Raw genomic sequence first — 15,850 nt, 5'->3', positions numbered from 1 at the left:
GGCTTCTCATCCGCGTAGACATGCTCGCTCGCGTGGGCGGTGTTGAGTTCGCTTTCGTCGGATCGGGGCCAGTCCATGAGGACGAAGCGAACGACATTGCAGTTGCGCTCGCAGCTCGCGCCGCGGAGGCAACGGTTGGCGTCTATTCACCTTCGCGCCCAGGAAGAAGTCGTACGCCTGCTGATTACTTGTCACGACCGCTCCTGTTCAGAAGTGTCTTGGTCCCCATGCCGAATGGCATAGTCAGCAGGGGCAGGGTTATGGAACATCGGGAAAACCGATAAGCGGCAAGAGCGCAGGCTAACGCTCACGCAAGCACCAACGCTTGTTTCGCGAGCCATCGACCGACTGTTCGAAGCCGGTTTCGAAGACCCCTTGCCAAGCTGGTTGCGTCGGATCTTCCCCTGGCGCGGCGTTGAGTCGCGCGACGAATGCCGTCACCTGATCGGAATTCGCAAAGGATCGCAGACTTCCGAGGACCGCGTTGTACAAAGGCACCGACGAGTCGACCACGAACAGCGTGAGATTTCGTCCGTCGCTGAGTTGCCACGCCGTGCTGGCACCCAATTCGCTTGGGAAGCGCGGGGGCACTGGCGTGTCCGACAACTGGCTCATGCGGCAGCCCCCGACATGGCCTGCCGCATCACCGCGGCGAGTTCTGCCGCGACGAACTTCGACACGTAGGCGTTCGCGCCGACCTTGCGCACGTGCTGTTCGTTGGCCGCACCGGACAGCGAAGAATGGATTACGACCGGAATCGCCTGCAGTTCGGCGGCCGACTTTATCTTGCGCGTGAGCGTGAAGCCGTCCATCTCGGGCATTTCCAGATCCGTTAGCACCAGTGCGATGTGGTCTGTGACTTTTTTGCCGCCCTTGGCGGCCTTCTCGTTCGCGCGCTCGAGCACCTCCCACGCCTCCTGTCCGGTTTTGGCCATGATGTAGGGCACGCCCATTGCATTCAGGCTTTCCCCGATCAGCGCGCGTGCGACGCCCGAGTCGTCCGCGGCAAGCACTTTCGCCCCCGGCGGCAGCGCGAGGCGCCCGGTGTTTTCCTCGTTGATTTCCGGTTCGCTCGCGGGGAGCACGTCGCGCAGAATCTGCTCGACATCGAGCACCTGAGCGAGCCGGCCACCGGGCTGCGCATCCAGTCGCGCGATGCTCGTCACGGTCTTGCCGCTGCAATGCCCTTCGGCCGACAGTACACGGTTCCATTCGAGGCGCACGATGTCGTCGACCTCTTCAACGGCAAATCCCTGGGTTGTACGCGCGAACTCAGTGACGAGCAGAATCCGGTTGCCCTCGCGCGGCACGCAGCCCGTAACCTTAGCCAGATCGATCACGGGGATGATCTCGCCGCGCACGTCGGCTACACCCAGAATCTTGTCCGAAGAGCCCGCCAGTTCTGTCAGCACAGGCATGGCGACGATCTCGCGCACCTTGAACACATTGATGCCGTACAGCTCGCGCGCGCCGGTGCCGGGCGTGCTGCCGAGACGAAACAGCAGCAGTTCAAACATATTGCTGCCCGCCAGCCGCACGCGCTGTTCGATATCGTGTTGGTCGCTGTTCATTCAGTTATTTTCCTCATCGAGAGCCAGGTCATCCTTCGCACCTCACGGAGACGCTTGAGCGCCGACGTAAGGTCAGCAGCCGCCGTGTTGATCAGAGCGGTCGCGTATTGCGGCCGGCTTCCTCAACCACTGCGACTTTCAATGATGCTTACGGCAAAACGAGGTCGGTCTGAAGGCCTGGCTTACACGGCCTGCTCCGTCGCGGGTGTCACGGGACCGGCGAGAAGCGATGGAGAGCTCCCGGGCCGATATGCAGTTCGGCTGCTATTCGCTTCTTGTCCGTGAGCCGCCCAGCGATCGCGCGCCGTTGATCGAGCCGTCAGGTCGCAGCTGCGATCTCCGACCGCCGTACCTCACGCAGTTGTCGGTCGTGTTCATTGACAATGACGGTCAGCGGTTCGAACAGGGATTAGGGAAAGCGGCACTCGCACGACGCTTCGCAGTTCGCTAGGACCCTCGATAGATCGCTCTCGATCCCACGAAGGTAGGCGAAATCCAGGAGGCCACCCACGGCATCGGTCAGGAGAAGCGTGAAATCAGCACGTGAGCCAAGTGATCACATCGGAACACTCGGGACTTTCGCGTCGGATCGCTTGCAAAGCTAGCCGCCTCTCAGATTGATAGACACCGACAACTTGCACGACACGCTCCACTTCTCGTGGAAATTGTGTGTTGTGCGAGCCTCTAAGGCGCGGCAGACACTGCGTCGACGCCAAAACCCTAACGCAAACGATAAAGCGCGTGGTCCCACCTTAGGCTACGCGAAGGCCTTGCCGTTAGAGGTAGTGGGCGCTCGTCGTTCGAGCGTGCGAACAAATAAATCGCGATGGAGGATTTAGTATGGACTTCAAACAGATGACGGTGCGCGCCAAGTTGACCGTGACCTTTGGATTATTGGTCGGGCTTGTGCTGGTGGTGTCCGGTATGGCGCTCAGCGCACTCGGAGAGTCCAACGAGCGCTTTACGCAATACGTGCGCGGCATTAGCGCACGCGCCCAGCAGGCCGATCTGGTTCGTATGGCTGTCGATAGTCGCGCGATCGCAGCGCGCAACCTTGTACTCGTCACCAAGCCAGAGGACCGCGAGCTCGAGAAGGCGGCGGTCACACAGGCGCACGAAGACGTCCAGTCCCGACTGCGAAAATTGAAGGAAATGATCGCGAGTGCCTCCGATACGACGGAGAAGGCGCGCAGTCTCGTTGCGGATATGGACCGCGTCGAAGCGCAGTACGGTCCCCCGGCACTGGCCATCGTGAATGCCGCATTGCACAACCGGCACGATGAGGCCATTGGAATGATGAACGATCAGTGCCGCCCTTTGCTGGTTGCACTCATCACAGCGACCAACGCCTATAGCACCTACACGCGGCAGCGTGAAGAGCAATTGGTGCACGAATCAGAGGCACAGTACGCAAATCAGCGCACCCTGCTGATTGCAATGTGTATGACCGCAGTCATCCTGGCGGCGATCGCGGGAGTGTTGATCACACGCAGCCTCACGCGTGCACTGGGCGGCGAGCCCGACACGTTGAGCCGTGTGTCGCGACGCGTCGCTGAGGGAGACTTGAGCGCTGTCGAAGGTGCGCGGAAGGCGCCGGCCGGTAGCGTGATGGCTTCGATGGGCGTCATGCAGGCAAGCCTCGTCAAACTCATCGGCGAGGTTCGGATCGCCTCGGACAATATCGCCACGGGCTCGAGCCAGATCGCGTCGGGCAATCAGGATCTGTCCTCGCGCACCGAGCAGCAGGCGGCCTCGCTGCAGGAGACGGCATCCAGCATGGAAGAGTTGACGGCGACGGTGAAGCAAAATGCGGAAAACGCGCAGCAGGCGAGTGCGCTGGCTGCCAACGCCTCGGAAGTGGCCCACAAGGGAAGCAAAGTGGTAAGCAACGTGGTGCAGACCATGGGTGACATCAACGAGCGATCGACGAAGGTCGCCGAGATTACGGGAATCATCGAAGGCATTGCCTTTCAGACCAATATCCTCGCGTTGAATGCAGCCGTGGAAGCGGCTCGTGCGGGTGAGCAGGGGCGCGGTTTCGCGGTGGTGGCGAGCGAGGTCCGGAGCCTCGCACAGCGTTCATCGAGCGCGGCTAAGGAAATCAAGCAGCTGATCAACGCCTCGGTGCAGAAAATTCGGGATGGCTCGGTGCTCGCCGAGCAAGCAGGCACGACGATGAACGAAGTGACGCAGGCGGTGGCTCGCGTGACGGACATCATGGGCGAGATCGCTGCGGCATCGGGTGAGCAGAGCCGTGGCATCGAACAAGTGAATCTGGCGGTCACACAGATGGATGAAGTGACGCAGCAAAATGCCGCGCTGGTGGAGGAAGCGGCGGCCGCCTCCCAATCGCTCGAAAACCAAGAGCGTCAGCTGACACAGGCGGTGGCGTTCTTCCGCCTCGATGAGCGTGATCGGGTCGAGTCGGCGACTCACGCGCAACCTGCTAGCGCCCGACTGCGCCCACGCGCGTCGGCTTCGACGACCCGTGCAGCTCGGCCGGCGGTCGCGATGGCGGCCAGCGCCACACATGGCGACGACTAACAATCGTTCTGAACGCGATGCACTGATCGGAGGTGCAGGCCCTCGCGCGGCCGCGCCGGACTGATCTCGAGCGACGGATACCGACGCAGATTTGCCCAAGCGGGCGCCTCTCGTTAGCTAATGAAAACGATCTATTCTTCCATTGTACTCGCTTGCACAAAGCAGGCGAGTTGGCCGTTGCGTGCATTGAGGAGGACAGCCTGCAGACCCGACACCTCGCGTCCGTCCTTTCGGCGACCCACAATGGTTGTGGACATAAGCGCTCCGCCGAGTTCGCGCTTGAGCTTCATCAGCCGCGTGATGGCGCCCTGCGTGGTCGTGAAATATTGGTTCATGAGAGGCGCTGGCCGCAAATAGATAGATATCGACGATACATCCAAACCGAGGATGTACTGTGCTATGTAGCGAACATTGAATTGGAGCGAATTGCTTTTGACAGCCCTGGACTTGCCGTAGTCTTCTGCTACCCGCACCTTGGATCCGCTTTCGATTGGGGGAGTCCGTGTCGTACCCGGCCGCGTTTGGCCTCGTGTTGCACTGTCTCGACCGGTCTTGCCAACTCGGACGCAAAAGCGAGAAGGGGGAAGACGTTTCACCGCGGGCTTCCATCCTGGTTGAGAACGTTATCAAGCATCTCGATGTATGACGCCCCTGTAGGTTGACTGACAGTACGTCGAAGCTTGACGTGAAGGACCTCTTCCCGACCTTACCGGTACTGTGTGCTCTGGCTGATGGCTTCTCATTAAAGGCGGCCGTCAGCAATCAGCAGGACGCAGTCTGACTCACCCAAATGCTAATCGAAGCGCTGCGAGACTTAAGGATGACGGCAAGCTTGCCGTTAGACAGATAAGATCATTAACGGACTTCAGGTCAGAACCCAACATGGACGACGCAATACAGTCGCCTGCAAATGGCAGGACGCGACTTACCACGAGCGGATGCGCCGGATGCAAACTTGCACAGAGCCCGATTGCGCTCGGTTTTGCCTTTCAGCCCATCGTTGATGTGCGTTCAGGCAGCGTTTTTGCGCACGAGGCGCTGGTACGAGGCCCGCGCGGCGAGCCGGCGAGTAGTGTGCTTGCGCAAGTGCATGAGGACAATCGCTACCATTTTGATCAGCGCTGCCGGACAACCGCTATCGCGCAAGCCGCAGCGCTTGAGATGGGCGGGCTGCTATCTATCAACTTTATGCCGAACGCCGTGTATCGCGCAGAAGCTTGCATACGCAGCACCCTCGAAGCCGCAGAGCAACACGGCTTTCCCATCGAGCGAATTATCTTCGAGACGATTGAGGGAGAAAGCATTCACGATCGGTCGCACTTGGTCGATATCTTCCGTGCATACAAGCGCTTCGGCTTCCAGACTGCGATCGACGATTTCGGTGCCGGTTACTCGGGACTTTCCTTGCTCGCGGACTTCCAGCCGGATCTCATCAAGCTGGACATGAACCTAGTGCGCGATGTCGATACGGATTATGTGAGGCAGCGCATCGTCTGCGGCGTGCTTGCGATTTGTAACGACCTTGGCGTGCGGGTAGTCGCTGAGGGCATAGAAACGCGCGGAGAACGGGACTTCTTCCTAGCGAATGGAGTTACGCTGATGCAAGGCTACTTCTTCGCCAAGCCGGCCTTTCGATCAATTCCACGGATCGATTCCGCCGCTTTGGAGACATAGAATATAAAAACGGCAGTCAAGCGCCATCCCGTCCGGGCGCGAACACCGGTCGCGAGAGTTGACGGGGCCAAATATCGAGGCATCGGGCACACGTCAGCACGCTGTGCGCGAACTGAGTCCGCGCCTCTTGACTGTCCATCGATCTTTGACGCCCTTTTCGATATGCGTCGGGTGCGACTTCATGTTGCCCGGCGAGGCGACGCACGGAACCGTTGAGTTCTAGCGCGTGCGCGCGGCCATAACTCGTTCGCACGTGAGTCGCCAGCATTGACTACCCCGTTTGACAGCGAGTGCCGCGGTACGCACTCTGCGTGCTCCGGCGAACGTGACGGTGCAGTTGAAGCATGGTTACGAAACGAAGTGATGCCCGCAGCGCAAGCGTTTCAAGCCGTGCACTCTCAGCCGCCCAAGCACGTGCCGAGTTGCAAATGCTCGCGCACACCGCAGATGATTTGGCGCATTCACTTTGCACCCTGGCGCGAAAAATCAACAATCCGGGGTCCACGTACGGAAACACACTATTAAGCGTGCTTTTCCTGCTTTTCAGTCCGTCTCATTCGCCGAGCTTCCCATTGGCAGCAGCAATAGACAGCCGTAACGCACCAAGTCGGCAGCGAAATCCTCTACCACCGCATGCCACTCGGCTGTCCCCGGCTCCATTTCGCTTGGATTGCGCTTGCCCTGCGCTTTGCGACTGGTCGCGAGTGTGAGATTGAGCGCCCGCGCCAGGTCGTGAAACTCGACGTAGGACAGGCTTGCTGCCGCGTCTCGGGCATCGCTCATAATAGCTCTCGCTGAGCCAAAACCCAGGCCACCATGACCAGCCAGCCTGGAGTCAGGGCAATCAGGATCGAGCCCAAGATGATCATGCGATCGTAGCGGCGGGAGGTCCGATCAAGCATCGCAAGCCTGGCCCGCACGCATCGAGATATACGCAACGAAGACTGTTCGTGGCGCCATTCAGCGGCGTTAATTTCCACCAAAGGGTGACTCATGCCAACCTCTTGCGAGCATTGGGATGTTTCCTATTAGCATTCTTCATGCCGCCGCAATAACTCGTTCCCATCGATCAGATTCTGGCATTTCGGCGATTGAGATAGAAGCGACTCAGCGTATGAGGGGCGAGTAGGATTAAGTCCCCCTGGCTGGACGTTGCTATGAGGACGACGCATCTGATGATGCATCACTTTACCTGACGAGGTGGCCGAGTTCGTACGCACAAAAGTCGCAAAGTGCTGAGAGACGCTTCGCGTGCTCCGCGAGCGTGACCGCGCGGGTGAAGCGTGGTTGCGAAACGAAGTGATTCCTGAAGCGCAGGCACTTCGCGACGATCCAAGCCGTGCACTCTCAACCGACGAGGTACGTGCCGAACTGAAAAATCTCGAACTCGCCACAAATGACTTGGCGCGTTCAGTTCGCGCCCGAAGCGCTCGATCAGCTTCGGAGGCTTGGAAAGTGCGTCGCGAACACGGGCGTTCTGATGACGCCGAACGCTACGTTGATTCGATCGCCGATTTCTGCGTGGAACTCCAAACATTCCTGGCGCGTGGTGTCGAACGCGCACGGGAGACGCGGCGAGCCTCGATTACCTGAAGCAGATTCGCGCGGCGACGCAACTGCCGCTTCTCGTAGGCAGCGGCTGCACCCAGGATAACGTCATTCCGTTTCTGTCCGTGGTCGATGCGGTGATCGTCGCAACTTCGCTGAAGGTGGGCGGCGTGTGGTGGAATCCCGTCGAAGAAAAGAAGGTGACGACATTCATGCGGGCCGCGCGAGAAGGGTAGGAGGCGCATAATTTTGAGAACATCGTCCACGAATGGTTTGTGCGTGTTCTCAGACCGTGCGCACCACACAGAACAGCGTATGCCGCGGTGACAACGCCGTGAAGTCTTTCGGAAATAGGCGGGGGCGCCCTAAAACGCTCAGCGAAGCGCAGATTGCCGCATTCGGCGGCAAGAGCCGCCGTTCGCGACTCACCGGCACCGCGCGATCCGTGCGATCGCTGGACTCACAAGAGCGGTCGTGCACTTGATCACCGAACCATTCGCTCTCTTTGCAACGCGGCCAAACGCCAGCAGAGTGCTAAATCGGATTACCATCCTGCGACCCGCGCGAGCGCCGTTTTCACGGGCGATCGAAGAGCGACGATCTCCGTCGGTGAAGCGCCATGGCTAACGCTATCTTCGAAACAGATGCAGATGGCTGTCGATGATCCCGCGAATGAAGTCCCAAACGAAACGAACCCGCCTGGTCTTAAAGAGATCTTCCGGCGCGGCGAGCCATAACGTGCGCGTGATTTGCGCGTGGTCGGGGAACAGGTTGATCAGGTCCTGGCGGCCGGTCGCGACGTAAGGTGTCAGAAGCGCGATGCCCATCCCCGCCGCGACCGCCTCGCGCTGCGCAAGCACGCTTGTCGATGTGAAGCGTCTCTTCGGCTTCGACACGAGTTCATCGAGAATGCGATAGCGTTCACTCACCGAGCCGTCGTGTACATAATCGACGAAATCGTGTTCGGCGATATCGGCGAGTTGGCGAATCGGCGCGTGCGTATCCAGATATGCGCGCGAGCTATAGAAGAAATAGTCGACATCGGCCAGACGCGTGACCGTATATCGGCCGATCTGCGGCGGCTCAAGCGTGACGAGAATCTCGACCTCGCGCGTGACGAGACTCGGGAACTGCGGCTGCGCCATCAGTTCGACGTGCAATTCAGGCTGCTGCCGCTTCAGTTCGACGATGCCCGATGCCAGCACATGGATCCCGAACGCCTCGGGCGTCCCCACTCGCACCGTACCGCGGATCGCCGACGACTGGCTCATGTGTTCCTCGAGCGCGCCGAGCATCGCGTTCTCCATGCGCTCCGCGTGCGGCACGAGCGCCTTGCCTGCGTCGGTGAGAGAATAGCCGTTGCGCCGACGGTCGAATAGCACCGTGCCGAGCGATTCCTCCAGCCGGTTGATGCGGCGCGATACCGTCGAATGCTCGACGTTCAATCGCTCGCCGGCGGTGGAGATTTTCCCCGTGCGCGCAACTTCGAGGAAGTATCGAAAGTCGGTCCATTCCAGGTCGTTTTTCATGATCTCGTTCGCCATTCCGTGATGTCACGACGATAACCGAGTTCGACCTCAAAGCGCGAACGAAAGGGCAGGCTCCGTGCGCGCCTGCAATGCCTCACGCGTCACGCCCGGAGCGAGTTCCTTCACGACGAGACCTTGCTTCATCACATCGATGACCGCGAGATCGGTGATGATCCGGTTCACGACACTCGCGCCGGTCAGCGGCAACGAGCAGCGCCGCAGTATCTTCATCTCACCATTGCGCGCCACGTGCTCCATCAGCACGACGACGCGGCGCGCGCCGGCGACCAGATCCATCGCGCCACCCATGCCCTTGACCAACTTGCCGGGGATCATCCAGTTCGCGAGATCGCCGCCTTCGCTGACCTGCATCGCACCGAGTATCGACTGATCCATGTGACCGCCGCGGATCATCGCGAAGGACATCGACGATGCACATATCGATGCGCCCGGCACCATCGTGATGGTTTGTTTCGCGGCGTCGATGAGATCGGGGTCGATCTCGTCCTCATAGGGCGCCTCGCCGATACCGATCAGGCCGTTCTCGGATTGCAGCCAGACCTGCATGCCTTCCGGCACATGCTGTACGACCTTCGTCGGCAAGCCGATGCCGAGATTCACATAGTCTCCGTCACGGAGTTCTGCCGCGGCGCGGGCCGCCATTTGCTCGTGGGTCCAGGCCATGATTCGCCTCTCAGTTGCCGCGCGCACGAAAGCTTCTGCGTTCGATGCGCTTCTCGGGATGTTGGTTCAGAACGATGCGATCGACGAAGATGCCGGGCAAGTGCACGTCATCGGGATCGATCTCGCCTGTCTCGACGATCTTCTCGACTTCCGCGATGGTGATTCGGCCCGCCATCGCGACATCGGGATTGAAGTTTCGCGCGGTCCGCGCGAACACGAGGTTGCCAGCGCGATCCGCGATCGATGCCTTGATCAGCGCAACATCCGCATTCAACGCGGTTTCCATGATGTAGCGCTTGCCGCCGAAGACGCGCTCTTCCTTGCCTTCGGCGATCACCGTGCCCACGCCCGTGCGCGTGAAGAATGCGGGGATGCCCGCGCCGGCCGCGCGCAGACGCTCAGCGAGCGTGCCTTGTGGCGTGAATTCCAGTTCGAGTTCGCCCGTCAGATACTGGCGCTCGAATTCCTTGTTCTCGCCGACATACGACGAAATCATCTTTCTGATCTGCCGTGTCCTGAGCAGAATGCCCAGCCCGAAGTCGTCGACGCCGGCATTGTTGCTGATGCACGTGAGATCGTTCACGCGGCTGTCGCCCAGCGCGAAGATGAGTTTTTCCGGAATGCCGCACAGGCCGAATCCGCCGATGGCGATGGTCTGCCCATTTCCGACGACGCCGGCGAGCGCGTCCTCGGGTGTCTCGAATACCTTCTCCATTTAAGTCTCTCTTTTCTATGGAATCGTCTCTGGACGCGATGAATCGGTCCGGGGTTGGCCGCGTAAATTTTTTTGAATTCTCGCGTCGGTTGTGCGTGTGTGGCAATGGCGATCGGCGCAAACTCGGCGTGCGCAAATGCACATCGCGTCATCGCGCGGTGCGTGGCTGAGTCGCGATGCGCTTCTGCGACTGAATGCGACTGTGCATTCATGCACATCCACCTTGCGCGCGTTGCCTTTCTCCGCTCATGCCCGATGCGGATAATTCGCTTTGAACTTGGCACGATCGAGGAAAGGAAATCATGGAAATCAAGACCGTTGCATTCATCGGCGTTGGCAGCATGGGCGCGCCGATGGCGCGCCGCGTTCGCGAGGCGGGCTTCGGACTCATCGTGTGCGACCGCAATCCCGACGTGCTCGCTTCGTTCGAGGCGCAAGGCGCGCACGTTACGATGTCCGCGCGAGATTGCGGCGCGGCCGACGTCATCATCGTGCTGGTCGGGAACGACGCGCAGATCAACGATGTCACGATCGGCGCCGAAGGTCTCGTGCATGGCATCGCAGAAGGACATACGCCGGTCGTCTGCGTGATGAGCACGACCTTGCCCGGCACGCTGCAGGGCGTCGCGCCACGGCTGAACGCGGCCGGCGCGCGTCTGGTCGATGCGCCGATCAGCGGCGGCATCGTCAAGGCGGAAGACGGCACGCTGACGATCATGCTCGGCGGCGACGCCAGCGACATCGACGCCGTCACGCCGGTGATGAATGCGATGGGGCAGAACCTCTTCCGTTGCGGCGAACTGGGTTCAGCGGAGGTAGTGAAAGTCGTCAACAACATGCTTTGCATCGCGATCATGTTCCTGACCGCCGAGGCGATCGATCTCGCCGAGAGTCATGGCGTCAAGTTCGAGCAGATCGCACCGATCGTGAACGTCAGCACGGGACGCAACTTCCTCACTGCCGATGCCGCCGAAGGGCGCCGTCAATATGGCGCATGGGCACGCTCCGATGAGGCGTTCGGTGCGTTGCTGAAGGTCGTGGGCAAGGATCTGCATCTGGCGAAGGACATGGCCGCATCGGGCAAGCTCGATCTCGGCCTGCTCGACGAAGTCTCGCGCTATATCGACGCCCACGGCGGCTCGGCGATGGATCGATGGATGCGTCACGGAGGCATTCGCTGATGCATATGCGGTAGCCCGGCCAGGCGGAGGTGCCACGGGTAGCGGGTCAATAATAAATATTTAGGATTGGAGAAGATTGCATGACCCTGATCATTGTCGTGGCGGCGCTGGCATTTCTGATGCTGGCCGCGTATCGCGGCTACAGCGTGATTTTCTTCGCGCCCATTGCCGCACTCGCGGCCGTGCTGCTCACGGAACCCGCCGCGGTCGCACCGGTATTCTCGGGCATCTTCATGGAGAAGATGGTCGGTTTCGTGAAGCTTTACTTCCCGGTTTTCCTGCTCGGCGCGCTGTTCGGCAAGCTGATTGCGATGTCGGGCTTCGCCGCGTCCATCGTGGCGGCGGCGATTCGCTACATAGGACGGTCGCGCGCAAATGTCGTGATCGTCGCCGTGTGCGCGTTGCTGACGTATGGCGGCGTATCGGTATTCGTCGTCGTGTTCGCGGTGTATCCGTTCGCTGCGGAACTTTACCGGCAGAGCAACATCCCCAAGCGGCTGATGCCCGGCGCGATCGCGCTCGGCTCATTCTCGTTCACGATGGACTCGCTGCCCGGCACACCGCAGATCCAGAACATCATCCCGACCACATTCTTCAAGACGACTGGCTGGGCCGCTCCGTGGCTCGGCGTGGTTGGCTCCGTGTTCATGGTCGTGACCGGTCTCGCGTATCTCGAATGGCGCCGTCGCCATGCGATGGCCAAAGGAGAGGGCTACGGCAGCGCGCTCATCAATGAACCGGAACGCGTCGCCACCGATGCATTGCCTAATCCGATGCTTGCGGTTCTGCCGCTCCTGCTCGTCGGCGTCGCGAACTTTCTGTTCACGAAGTGGATTCCGCTGTGGTACGGCACGTCGTACACCGTGCCGCCGGAGCTTCTGCCAGGCGTGCATGTGCCGCTCACGACGTCCATCAAGACCGTCACCGCCATCTGGGCCGTCGAGGCCGCGCTGCTGCTCGGTATCGCGCTCGTGATCGTCACGGCGTGGCGCGCTGTGGCCACCGGTTTCGCCGATGGCTCGAAGACCGCGGCGGCGGGCGCGTTGCTGGCCGCGATGAATACTGCCTCCGAATATGGATTCGGCGGCGTGATCGCGGCGCTGCCCGGCTTCGTCGTGGTCAGCGATGCGCTCAGGGTCATCCCGAATCCGCTGGTGAACGCGGCGGTGTCGGTCAGCACCCTGGCGGGCATCACGGGCTCGGCGTCGGGAGGCATGAGCATCGCGCTCGCGGCAATCTCCGATCAACTGATTAGGCACGCGCAGGCGGCGCGTATCCCGATGGAAGTGCTGCATCGCGTGGTCGCGATGGCGAGCGGCGGCATGGATACGCTGCCGCACAACGGCGCGGTCATCACGCTGCTCGCCGTGACGGGGCTCACGCATCGGCAGTCGTATCGCGACATCTTTGCGGTCACGCTGATCAAGACGCTAGCCGTGTTCTTCGTGATCGCGGTGTACTACACGACGGGCATCGTCTGACCGTCTTCAATTAACACAACCAAGAGGCTCGACATGCCCCGACTCGACGGAAAAGTGGCGCTGATCACGGGCGGCGCAGCCGGCATTGGCCGCGCCACGGCGCTGACATTCGCACGGGAAGGTGCGCGAGTGGCGATCATCGATCGCGATGATCAACGAGGACGCGAGACCGCACAGCGCATCGAGGCTGCGGCGCGCATGCGCTCTTCATCGAAGCCGATGTCACCGTTGCGGAGCAGGTCGCCTCGGCGGTGCGCGAGGTCGTGCGCACGTTCGGCGGACTTCACATCCTGCACAACAACGCGGGCGGCTCTTCCGCGCGCGATGCAGCCGTGACCGAAGCGCCCGAGGACGAGTTCTGGGCGCGGATCAGGATCGATCTCTACGGCACCTGGCTGTGCTGCCGTCACGGCCTTCCGGAAATCGTCCGCAGCGGCGGCGGGTCGGTTATCAACATGAGTTCGATCTTCGCGTTCGTCGGCACGCATGGGAAGGACGCATACACCGCCGCCAAGGGCGCGGTGAGCGCGCTCACACGATCGATGGCGGTCGAGTTTGCGAAAGACCGTGTTCGCGTCAACGCGATCGCGCCCGGTGCCACGGCGACCGATCGAGTGCTCGCGATGATGAAAGTGGATGGCGTCACGGGCATCTCGGCGCGCAACTAGCTCTTCGGGATGATCGCGCCGGAAGACGTCGCATCGACGGCACTGTTTCTCGCATCCGACGAATCCCGCTCGACCACGGGCCACATTCTTCCCGTCGATGGCGGGCTGATCATTTCCTGATCTCACACGAACCCACGGACACTATGATGAACGATTACACCGACATCCTCTACGACGTGCGCGGCGGCGTCGCACGCATCACCATCAACCGGCCCGAAAAGTACAACGCGTTTCGCGGCCGGACCTGCGACGAACTCATCCATGCGCTCAACGCGGCGTCGTGGGACAAGGCGGTCGGCGTGGTCGTGCTGACCGGGGCGGGGGAGAAGGCGTTCTGTACCGGCGGTGACCAGTCCGCGCACGACGGCGGTTACGACGGCCGCGGCATCATCGGCCTGCCTGTCGAGGAGTTGCAGGGAGCGCTCCGTGACTGCCCGAAGCCTGTGATTGCGCGCGTGAACGGCTATGCGATCGGCGGCGGCAACGTGCTCGTCACGTGCTGCGATCTGGCGATTGCATCCGATACGGCGCAACTCGGTCAGGTCGGTCCGAAGGTTGGTTCGGTCGATCCGGGATTCGGAACCGCGCTGCTGGCGCGCGTCGTCGGCGAGAAGCGGGCGCGCGAAATCTGGTTTCTCTGCCGCCGATACAGCGCGGCCGATGCGTTGAACATGGGGCTCGTCAATGCGGTCGTGCCGCACGGCGAACTGGACGCGGCAGTCGAGAAGTGGTGTCAGGAGATTCTCGCGATGAGCCCAACCGCGCTCGCCATCGCCAAGCGCTCGTTCAATGCCGACAGCGATTCGATTCGCGGCATCGCAGGGCAAGGCATGCAGGCGCTCGCAATGTACTATGAAACTGAAGAATCGAAAGAGGGCGTGCGGGCATTTCTCGAGAAGCGTAAGCCGACGTTTCGCGATGTTTTGATGAGCCCGTCAAACGAGGGCTGATCGCTTTTCCTCGGTGTCTGCAAACTCGACTCGCGGATGCGCGAGCCGACGCTCCCATGCTTGGCGCCGTCCGAGTTGGCTGCAATGGAATCCGAAGTAGATGAGCGGCGCGACGTCCTTTGGAAAATGTTCGATCCGGAAGAATTCAGATTTCTTGCAAACTCGAGATCTCAGCGCCTCACACCGATATCCAAACTTTCGACCACAGACAAAGTTGAACTGTTCCAGCCCGACGCCTGTGGCGAGGCGAAAAGGCGGCAAGCGCTTCGATCGTCTCGTCGATGGCCGATGGAGACCTGATAGCGGACAAAGGCGTGCGCTGACTTTGAATGTCTGAGAAGGGTGTGCGCCGTGAAAAGGTGGCGCTTTGCAGCGGGTGCAAGCCCCGCCCGGCAACCGCTCCAGCCGGAAGCAACGGGAGCAGCTATGGAGGCAACGAAGTGGCTGAAGCCTTCGGGATGCGTGTCACGAATTGGTGACGGCGCGAGTGTGCAGGGCGTAACGCGAGTGAACGCCGGGCAAACCTCGAAAATGTCGATGCGCAGGCCGACCCGGCAACCCTATCGGGGAAGGCTGATACGACTGGATGGATGAGCAGGCTGGACGCCCAGTCGCTGCGCCGGGGTAGTGGCGACAGCATGTACACAAGGAAAGCGTACGCAACACGGGAAGTCCCTTGGCGTAGTCAGGGATGACCAACCGGACGCCCGCGAGGGACAGGCCGGGCGCCTTGGGATGACGGAGAGGCCCGTAGTACCGGTGAAGCCGGGTAATGCCGGTGGAGGGAAGGGGCCTCAGTTCAAGACAGACGCAATACGTAGTGAGGACGTGGAGATTGGGCAACCTATCAACTCCGATTCGTGTTCAGAAGCTGCAGATGGCGTTACACGCGAAAGCGAAGGCAGAAGCCGGGTACCGCTCTACGCCCTGTACGACAAGATCTACGGTGAGGATGTGCTGGAGCATGCGTACGCCCAGTGTCGCTCGAACAGGGGCGCGCCGGGTGTCGATCGGCAAGACTTCGCGGAGGTCGAAGCGTACGGGGTGCAGAAGTGGCTCGGCGAACTGGCGCTTGCATTCAGGCAGGAGACTTACCGGCCGGACCCTATCAGAAGAGTGTTTATCCCGAAGGCCAATGGCAAGTTGAGGCCATTGGGTATCTCGAACCTGCGGGATCGGGTGTGCATGACAGCAGCGATGCTGGTGCTCGACCGATCTTCGAAGCGGACCTTCCACCGGAGCCGTACGCTTATCGTGCGGGCCGCAATGCCCAGCAGGCGGTGATCGAGGTGGAGGAGCGTCTAC

General features: G+C 60.9%; 15 protein-coding genes and 1 pseudogene. 8 read left to right on the top strand and 8 right to left on the bottom strand.

The genetic code is table 11. The features are described from left to right. Positions 1-300: 300 nt before the first annotated feature. Positions 301-615, bottom strand: a complete 315-nt coding sequence (locus AWB80_RS36960; RefSeq protein ID WP_143328208.1) for a hypothetical protein — start codon at positions 613-615, stop codon at positions 301-303. Then, entirely contained in the window at positions 612-1,571 is a 960-nt protein-coding gene (locus tag AWB80_RS36955; RefSeq protein ID WP_061179584.1) for a chemotaxis protein, read from the bottom strand. The genes AWB80_RS36960 and AWB80_RS36955 overlap by 4 nt, the downstream gene beginning before the upstream one ends. A gap of 840 nt (positions 1,572-2,411) precedes the next feature. On the opposite strand from AWB80_RS36955, the gene AWB80_RS36945 reads away from it, so the two are divergent. Then, positions 2,412-4,115: a methyl-accepting chemotaxis protein gene (locus tag AWB80_RS36945; protein WP_061179582.1), complete on the top strand. Its 1,704-nt coding sequence runs from the start codon at positions 2,412-2,414 to the stop codon at positions 4,113-4,115. Positions 4,116-4,246: 131 nt separating this feature from the next. Here the strand turns inward: AWB80_RS36945 and AWB80_RS43635 are convergent, their stop codons facing one another. Continuing rightward, positions 4,247-4,450 (bottom strand): hypothetical protein, encoded by a 204-nt coding sequence (locus AWB80_RS43635; protein ID WP_143328207.1) that lies wholly within the window; start codon positions 4,448-4,450, stop codon positions 4,247-4,249. A 547-nt stretch (positions 4,451-4,997) separates the two neighbouring features. On the opposite strand from AWB80_RS43635, the gene AWB80_RS36935 reads away from it, so the two are divergent. Then, a complete protein-coding gene (locus tag AWB80_RS36935) occupies positions 4,998-5,789 on the top strand; it encodes an EAL domain-containing protein (RefSeq protein ID WP_061179580.1) in 792 nt (263 codons plus the stop codon). A 543-nt stretch (positions 5,790-6,332) separates the two neighbouring features. Here AWB80_RS36935 and AWB80_RS36930 read toward each other — a convergent pair. Next, positions 6,333-6,572 carry a hypothetical protein gene (locus tag AWB80_RS36930; RefSeq protein WP_061179579.1) on the bottom strand — a complete coding sequence of 80 codons (240 nt, stop codon included), beginning with the start codon at positions 6,570-6,572 and terminating at the stop codon, positions 6,333-6,335. Next, positions 6,569-6,784, bottom strand: coding sequence for a hypothetical protein (locus tag AWB80_RS43630; RefSeq protein ID WP_143328206.1), 216 nt, complete (start codon positions 6,782-6,784; stop codon positions 6,569-6,571). Before AWB80_RS43630 ends, AWB80_RS36930 begins: the two co-directional genes overlap by 4 nt. Before the next feature lie 256 nt (positions 6,785-7,040). Between AWB80_RS43630 and AWB80_RS45485 the strand changes: the two genes are divergently transcribed. Together AWB80_RS45485 and AWB80_RS45480 are read left to right on the top strand one after the other, a co-directional pair. After that, positions 7,041-7,382, top strand: coding sequence for a hypothetical protein (locus AWB80_RS45485; RefSeq protein WP_341866860.1), 342 nt, complete (start codon positions 7,041-7,043; stop codon positions 7,380-7,382). Further along, on the top strand, positions 7,307-7,573 hold the full coding sequence (locus tag AWB80_RS45480; RefSeq protein WP_087131891.1) for a BtpA/SgcQ family protein: 267 nt from the start codon (positions 7,307-7,309) through the stop codon (positions 7,571-7,573). Before AWB80_RS45485 ends, AWB80_RS45480 begins: the two co-directional genes overlap by 76 nt. A 393-nt stretch (positions 7,574-7,966) precedes the next feature. Here the strand turns inward: AWB80_RS45480 and AWB80_RS36915 are convergent, their stop codons facing one another. Genes AWB80_RS36915 through AWB80_RS36905 form a run of 3 tightly spaced genes read right to left on the bottom strand, consistent with a single transcriptional unit; the run spans position 7,967 to position 10,265 of the window. Further along, entirely contained in the window at positions 7,967-8,866 is a 900-nt protein-coding gene (locus AWB80_RS36915; protein WP_061179615.1) for a LysR family transcriptional regulator, read from the bottom strand. 48 nt (positions 8,867-8,914) lie between these two features. Further along, complete coding sequence (locus tag AWB80_RS36910) at positions 8,915-9,550, bottom strand: CoA transferase subunit B (RefSeq protein WP_061179578.1); 636 nt, start codon at positions 9,548-9,550, stop codon at positions 8,915-8,917. A gap of 10 nt (positions 9,551-9,560) precedes the next feature. Then, positions 9,561-10,265, bottom strand: a complete 705-nt coding sequence (locus AWB80_RS36905; protein ID WP_061179577.1) for a CoA transferase subunit A — start codon at positions 10,263-10,265, stop codon at positions 9,561-9,563. A gap of 302 nt (positions 10,266-10,567) precedes the next feature. On the opposite strand from AWB80_RS36905, the gene AWB80_RS36900 reads away from it, so the two are divergent. The 4 genes and pseudogenes from AWB80_RS36900 to AWB80_RS36885 all read left to right on the top strand — a co-directional run bounded on the left by AWB80_RS36900 (position 10,568) and on the right by AWB80_RS36885 (position 14,545). Beyond that, positions 10,568-11,446: an NAD(P)-dependent oxidoreductase gene (locus tag AWB80_RS36900; RefSeq protein ID WP_061179576.1), complete on the top strand. Its 879-nt coding sequence runs from the start codon at positions 10,568-10,570 to the stop codon at positions 11,444-11,446. 80 nt (positions 11,447-11,526) lie between these two features. Next, positions 11,527-12,927 (top strand): GntP family permease, encoded by a 1,401-nt coding sequence (locus AWB80_RS36895; protein WP_061179575.1) that lies wholly within the window; start codon positions 11,527-11,529, stop codon positions 12,925-12,927. A 33-nt stretch (positions 12,928-12,960) separates the two neighbouring features. Next, positions 12,961-13,715 (top strand): annotated as a pseudogene (locus AWB80_RS36890) (SDR family NAD(P)-dependent oxidoreductase). Positions 13,716-13,741: 26 nt separating this feature from the next. Beyond that, positions 13,742-14,545 carry an enoyl-CoA hydratase-related protein gene (locus AWB80_RS36885; RefSeq protein ID WP_061179614.1) on the top strand — a complete coding sequence of 268 codons (804 nt, stop codon included), beginning with the start codon at positions 13,742-13,744 and terminating at the stop codon, positions 14,543-14,545. The last annotated feature ends 1,305 nt before the right edge of the window (positions 14,546-15,850 follow it).

The sequence above is a fragment of the Caballeronia pedi genome (genome assembly GCF_001544915.2).
In the GTDB taxonomy this organism is placed as follows: Bacteria; Pseudomonadota; Gammaproteobacteria; order Burkholderiales; family Burkholderiaceae; genus Caballeronia; species Caballeronia pedi.
This window is presented reverse-complemented; position numbering and strand designations above follow the sequence as displayed.

Coding starts and splice junctions, on each gene's coding strand:
- AWB80_RS36900 (WP_061179576.1), top strand. CDS start 10,568: ATGGAAATCAAGACCGTTGCATTCATCGGCGTTGGCAGCATGGGCGCG.
- AWB80_RS36915 (WP_061179615.1), bottom strand. CDS start 8,866: ATGAAAAACGACCTGGAATGGACCGACTTTCGATACTTCCTCGAAGTT.
- AWB80_RS43635 (WP_143328207.1), bottom strand. CDS start 4,450: ATGAACCAATATTTCACGACCACGCAGGGCGCCATCACGCGGCTGATG.
- AWB80_RS36960 (WP_143328208.1), bottom strand. CDS start 615: ATGAGCCAGTTGTCGGACACGCCAGTGCCCCCGCGCTTCCCAAGCGAA.
- AWB80_RS36905 (WP_061179577.1), bottom strand. CDS start 10,265: ATGGAGAAGGTATTCGAGACACCCGAGGACGCGCTCGCCGGCGTCGTC.
- AWB80_RS36910 (WP_061179578.1), bottom strand. CDS start 9,550: ATGGCCTGGACCCACGAGCAAATGGCGGCCCGCGCCGCGGCAGAACTC.
- AWB80_RS43630 (WP_143328206.1), bottom strand. CDS start 6,784: ATGAGTCACCCTTTGGTGGAAATTAACGCCGCTGAATGGCGCCACGAA.
- AWB80_RS36945 (WP_061179582.1), top strand. CDS start 2,412: ATGGACTTCAAACAGATGACGGTGCGCGCCAAGTTGACCGTGACCTTT.
- AWB80_RS36955 (WP_061179584.1), bottom strand. CDS start 1,571: ATGAACAGCGACCAACACGATATCGAACAGCGCGTGCGGCTGGCGGGC.
- AWB80_RS36930 (WP_061179579.1), bottom strand. CDS start 6,572: ATGAGCGATGCCCGAGACGCGGCAGCAAGCCTGTCCTACGTCGAGTTT.
- AWB80_RS36885 (WP_061179614.1), top strand. CDS start 13,742: ATGAACGATTACACCGACATCCTCTACGACGTGCGCGGCGGCGTCGCA.
- AWB80_RS36935 (WP_061179580.1), top strand. CDS start 4,998: ATGGACGACGCAATACAGTCGCCTGCAAATGGCAGGACGCGACTTACC.
- AWB80_RS36895 (WP_061179575.1), top strand. CDS start 11,527: ATGACCCTGATCATTGTCGTGGCGGCGCTGGCATTTCTGATGCTGGCC.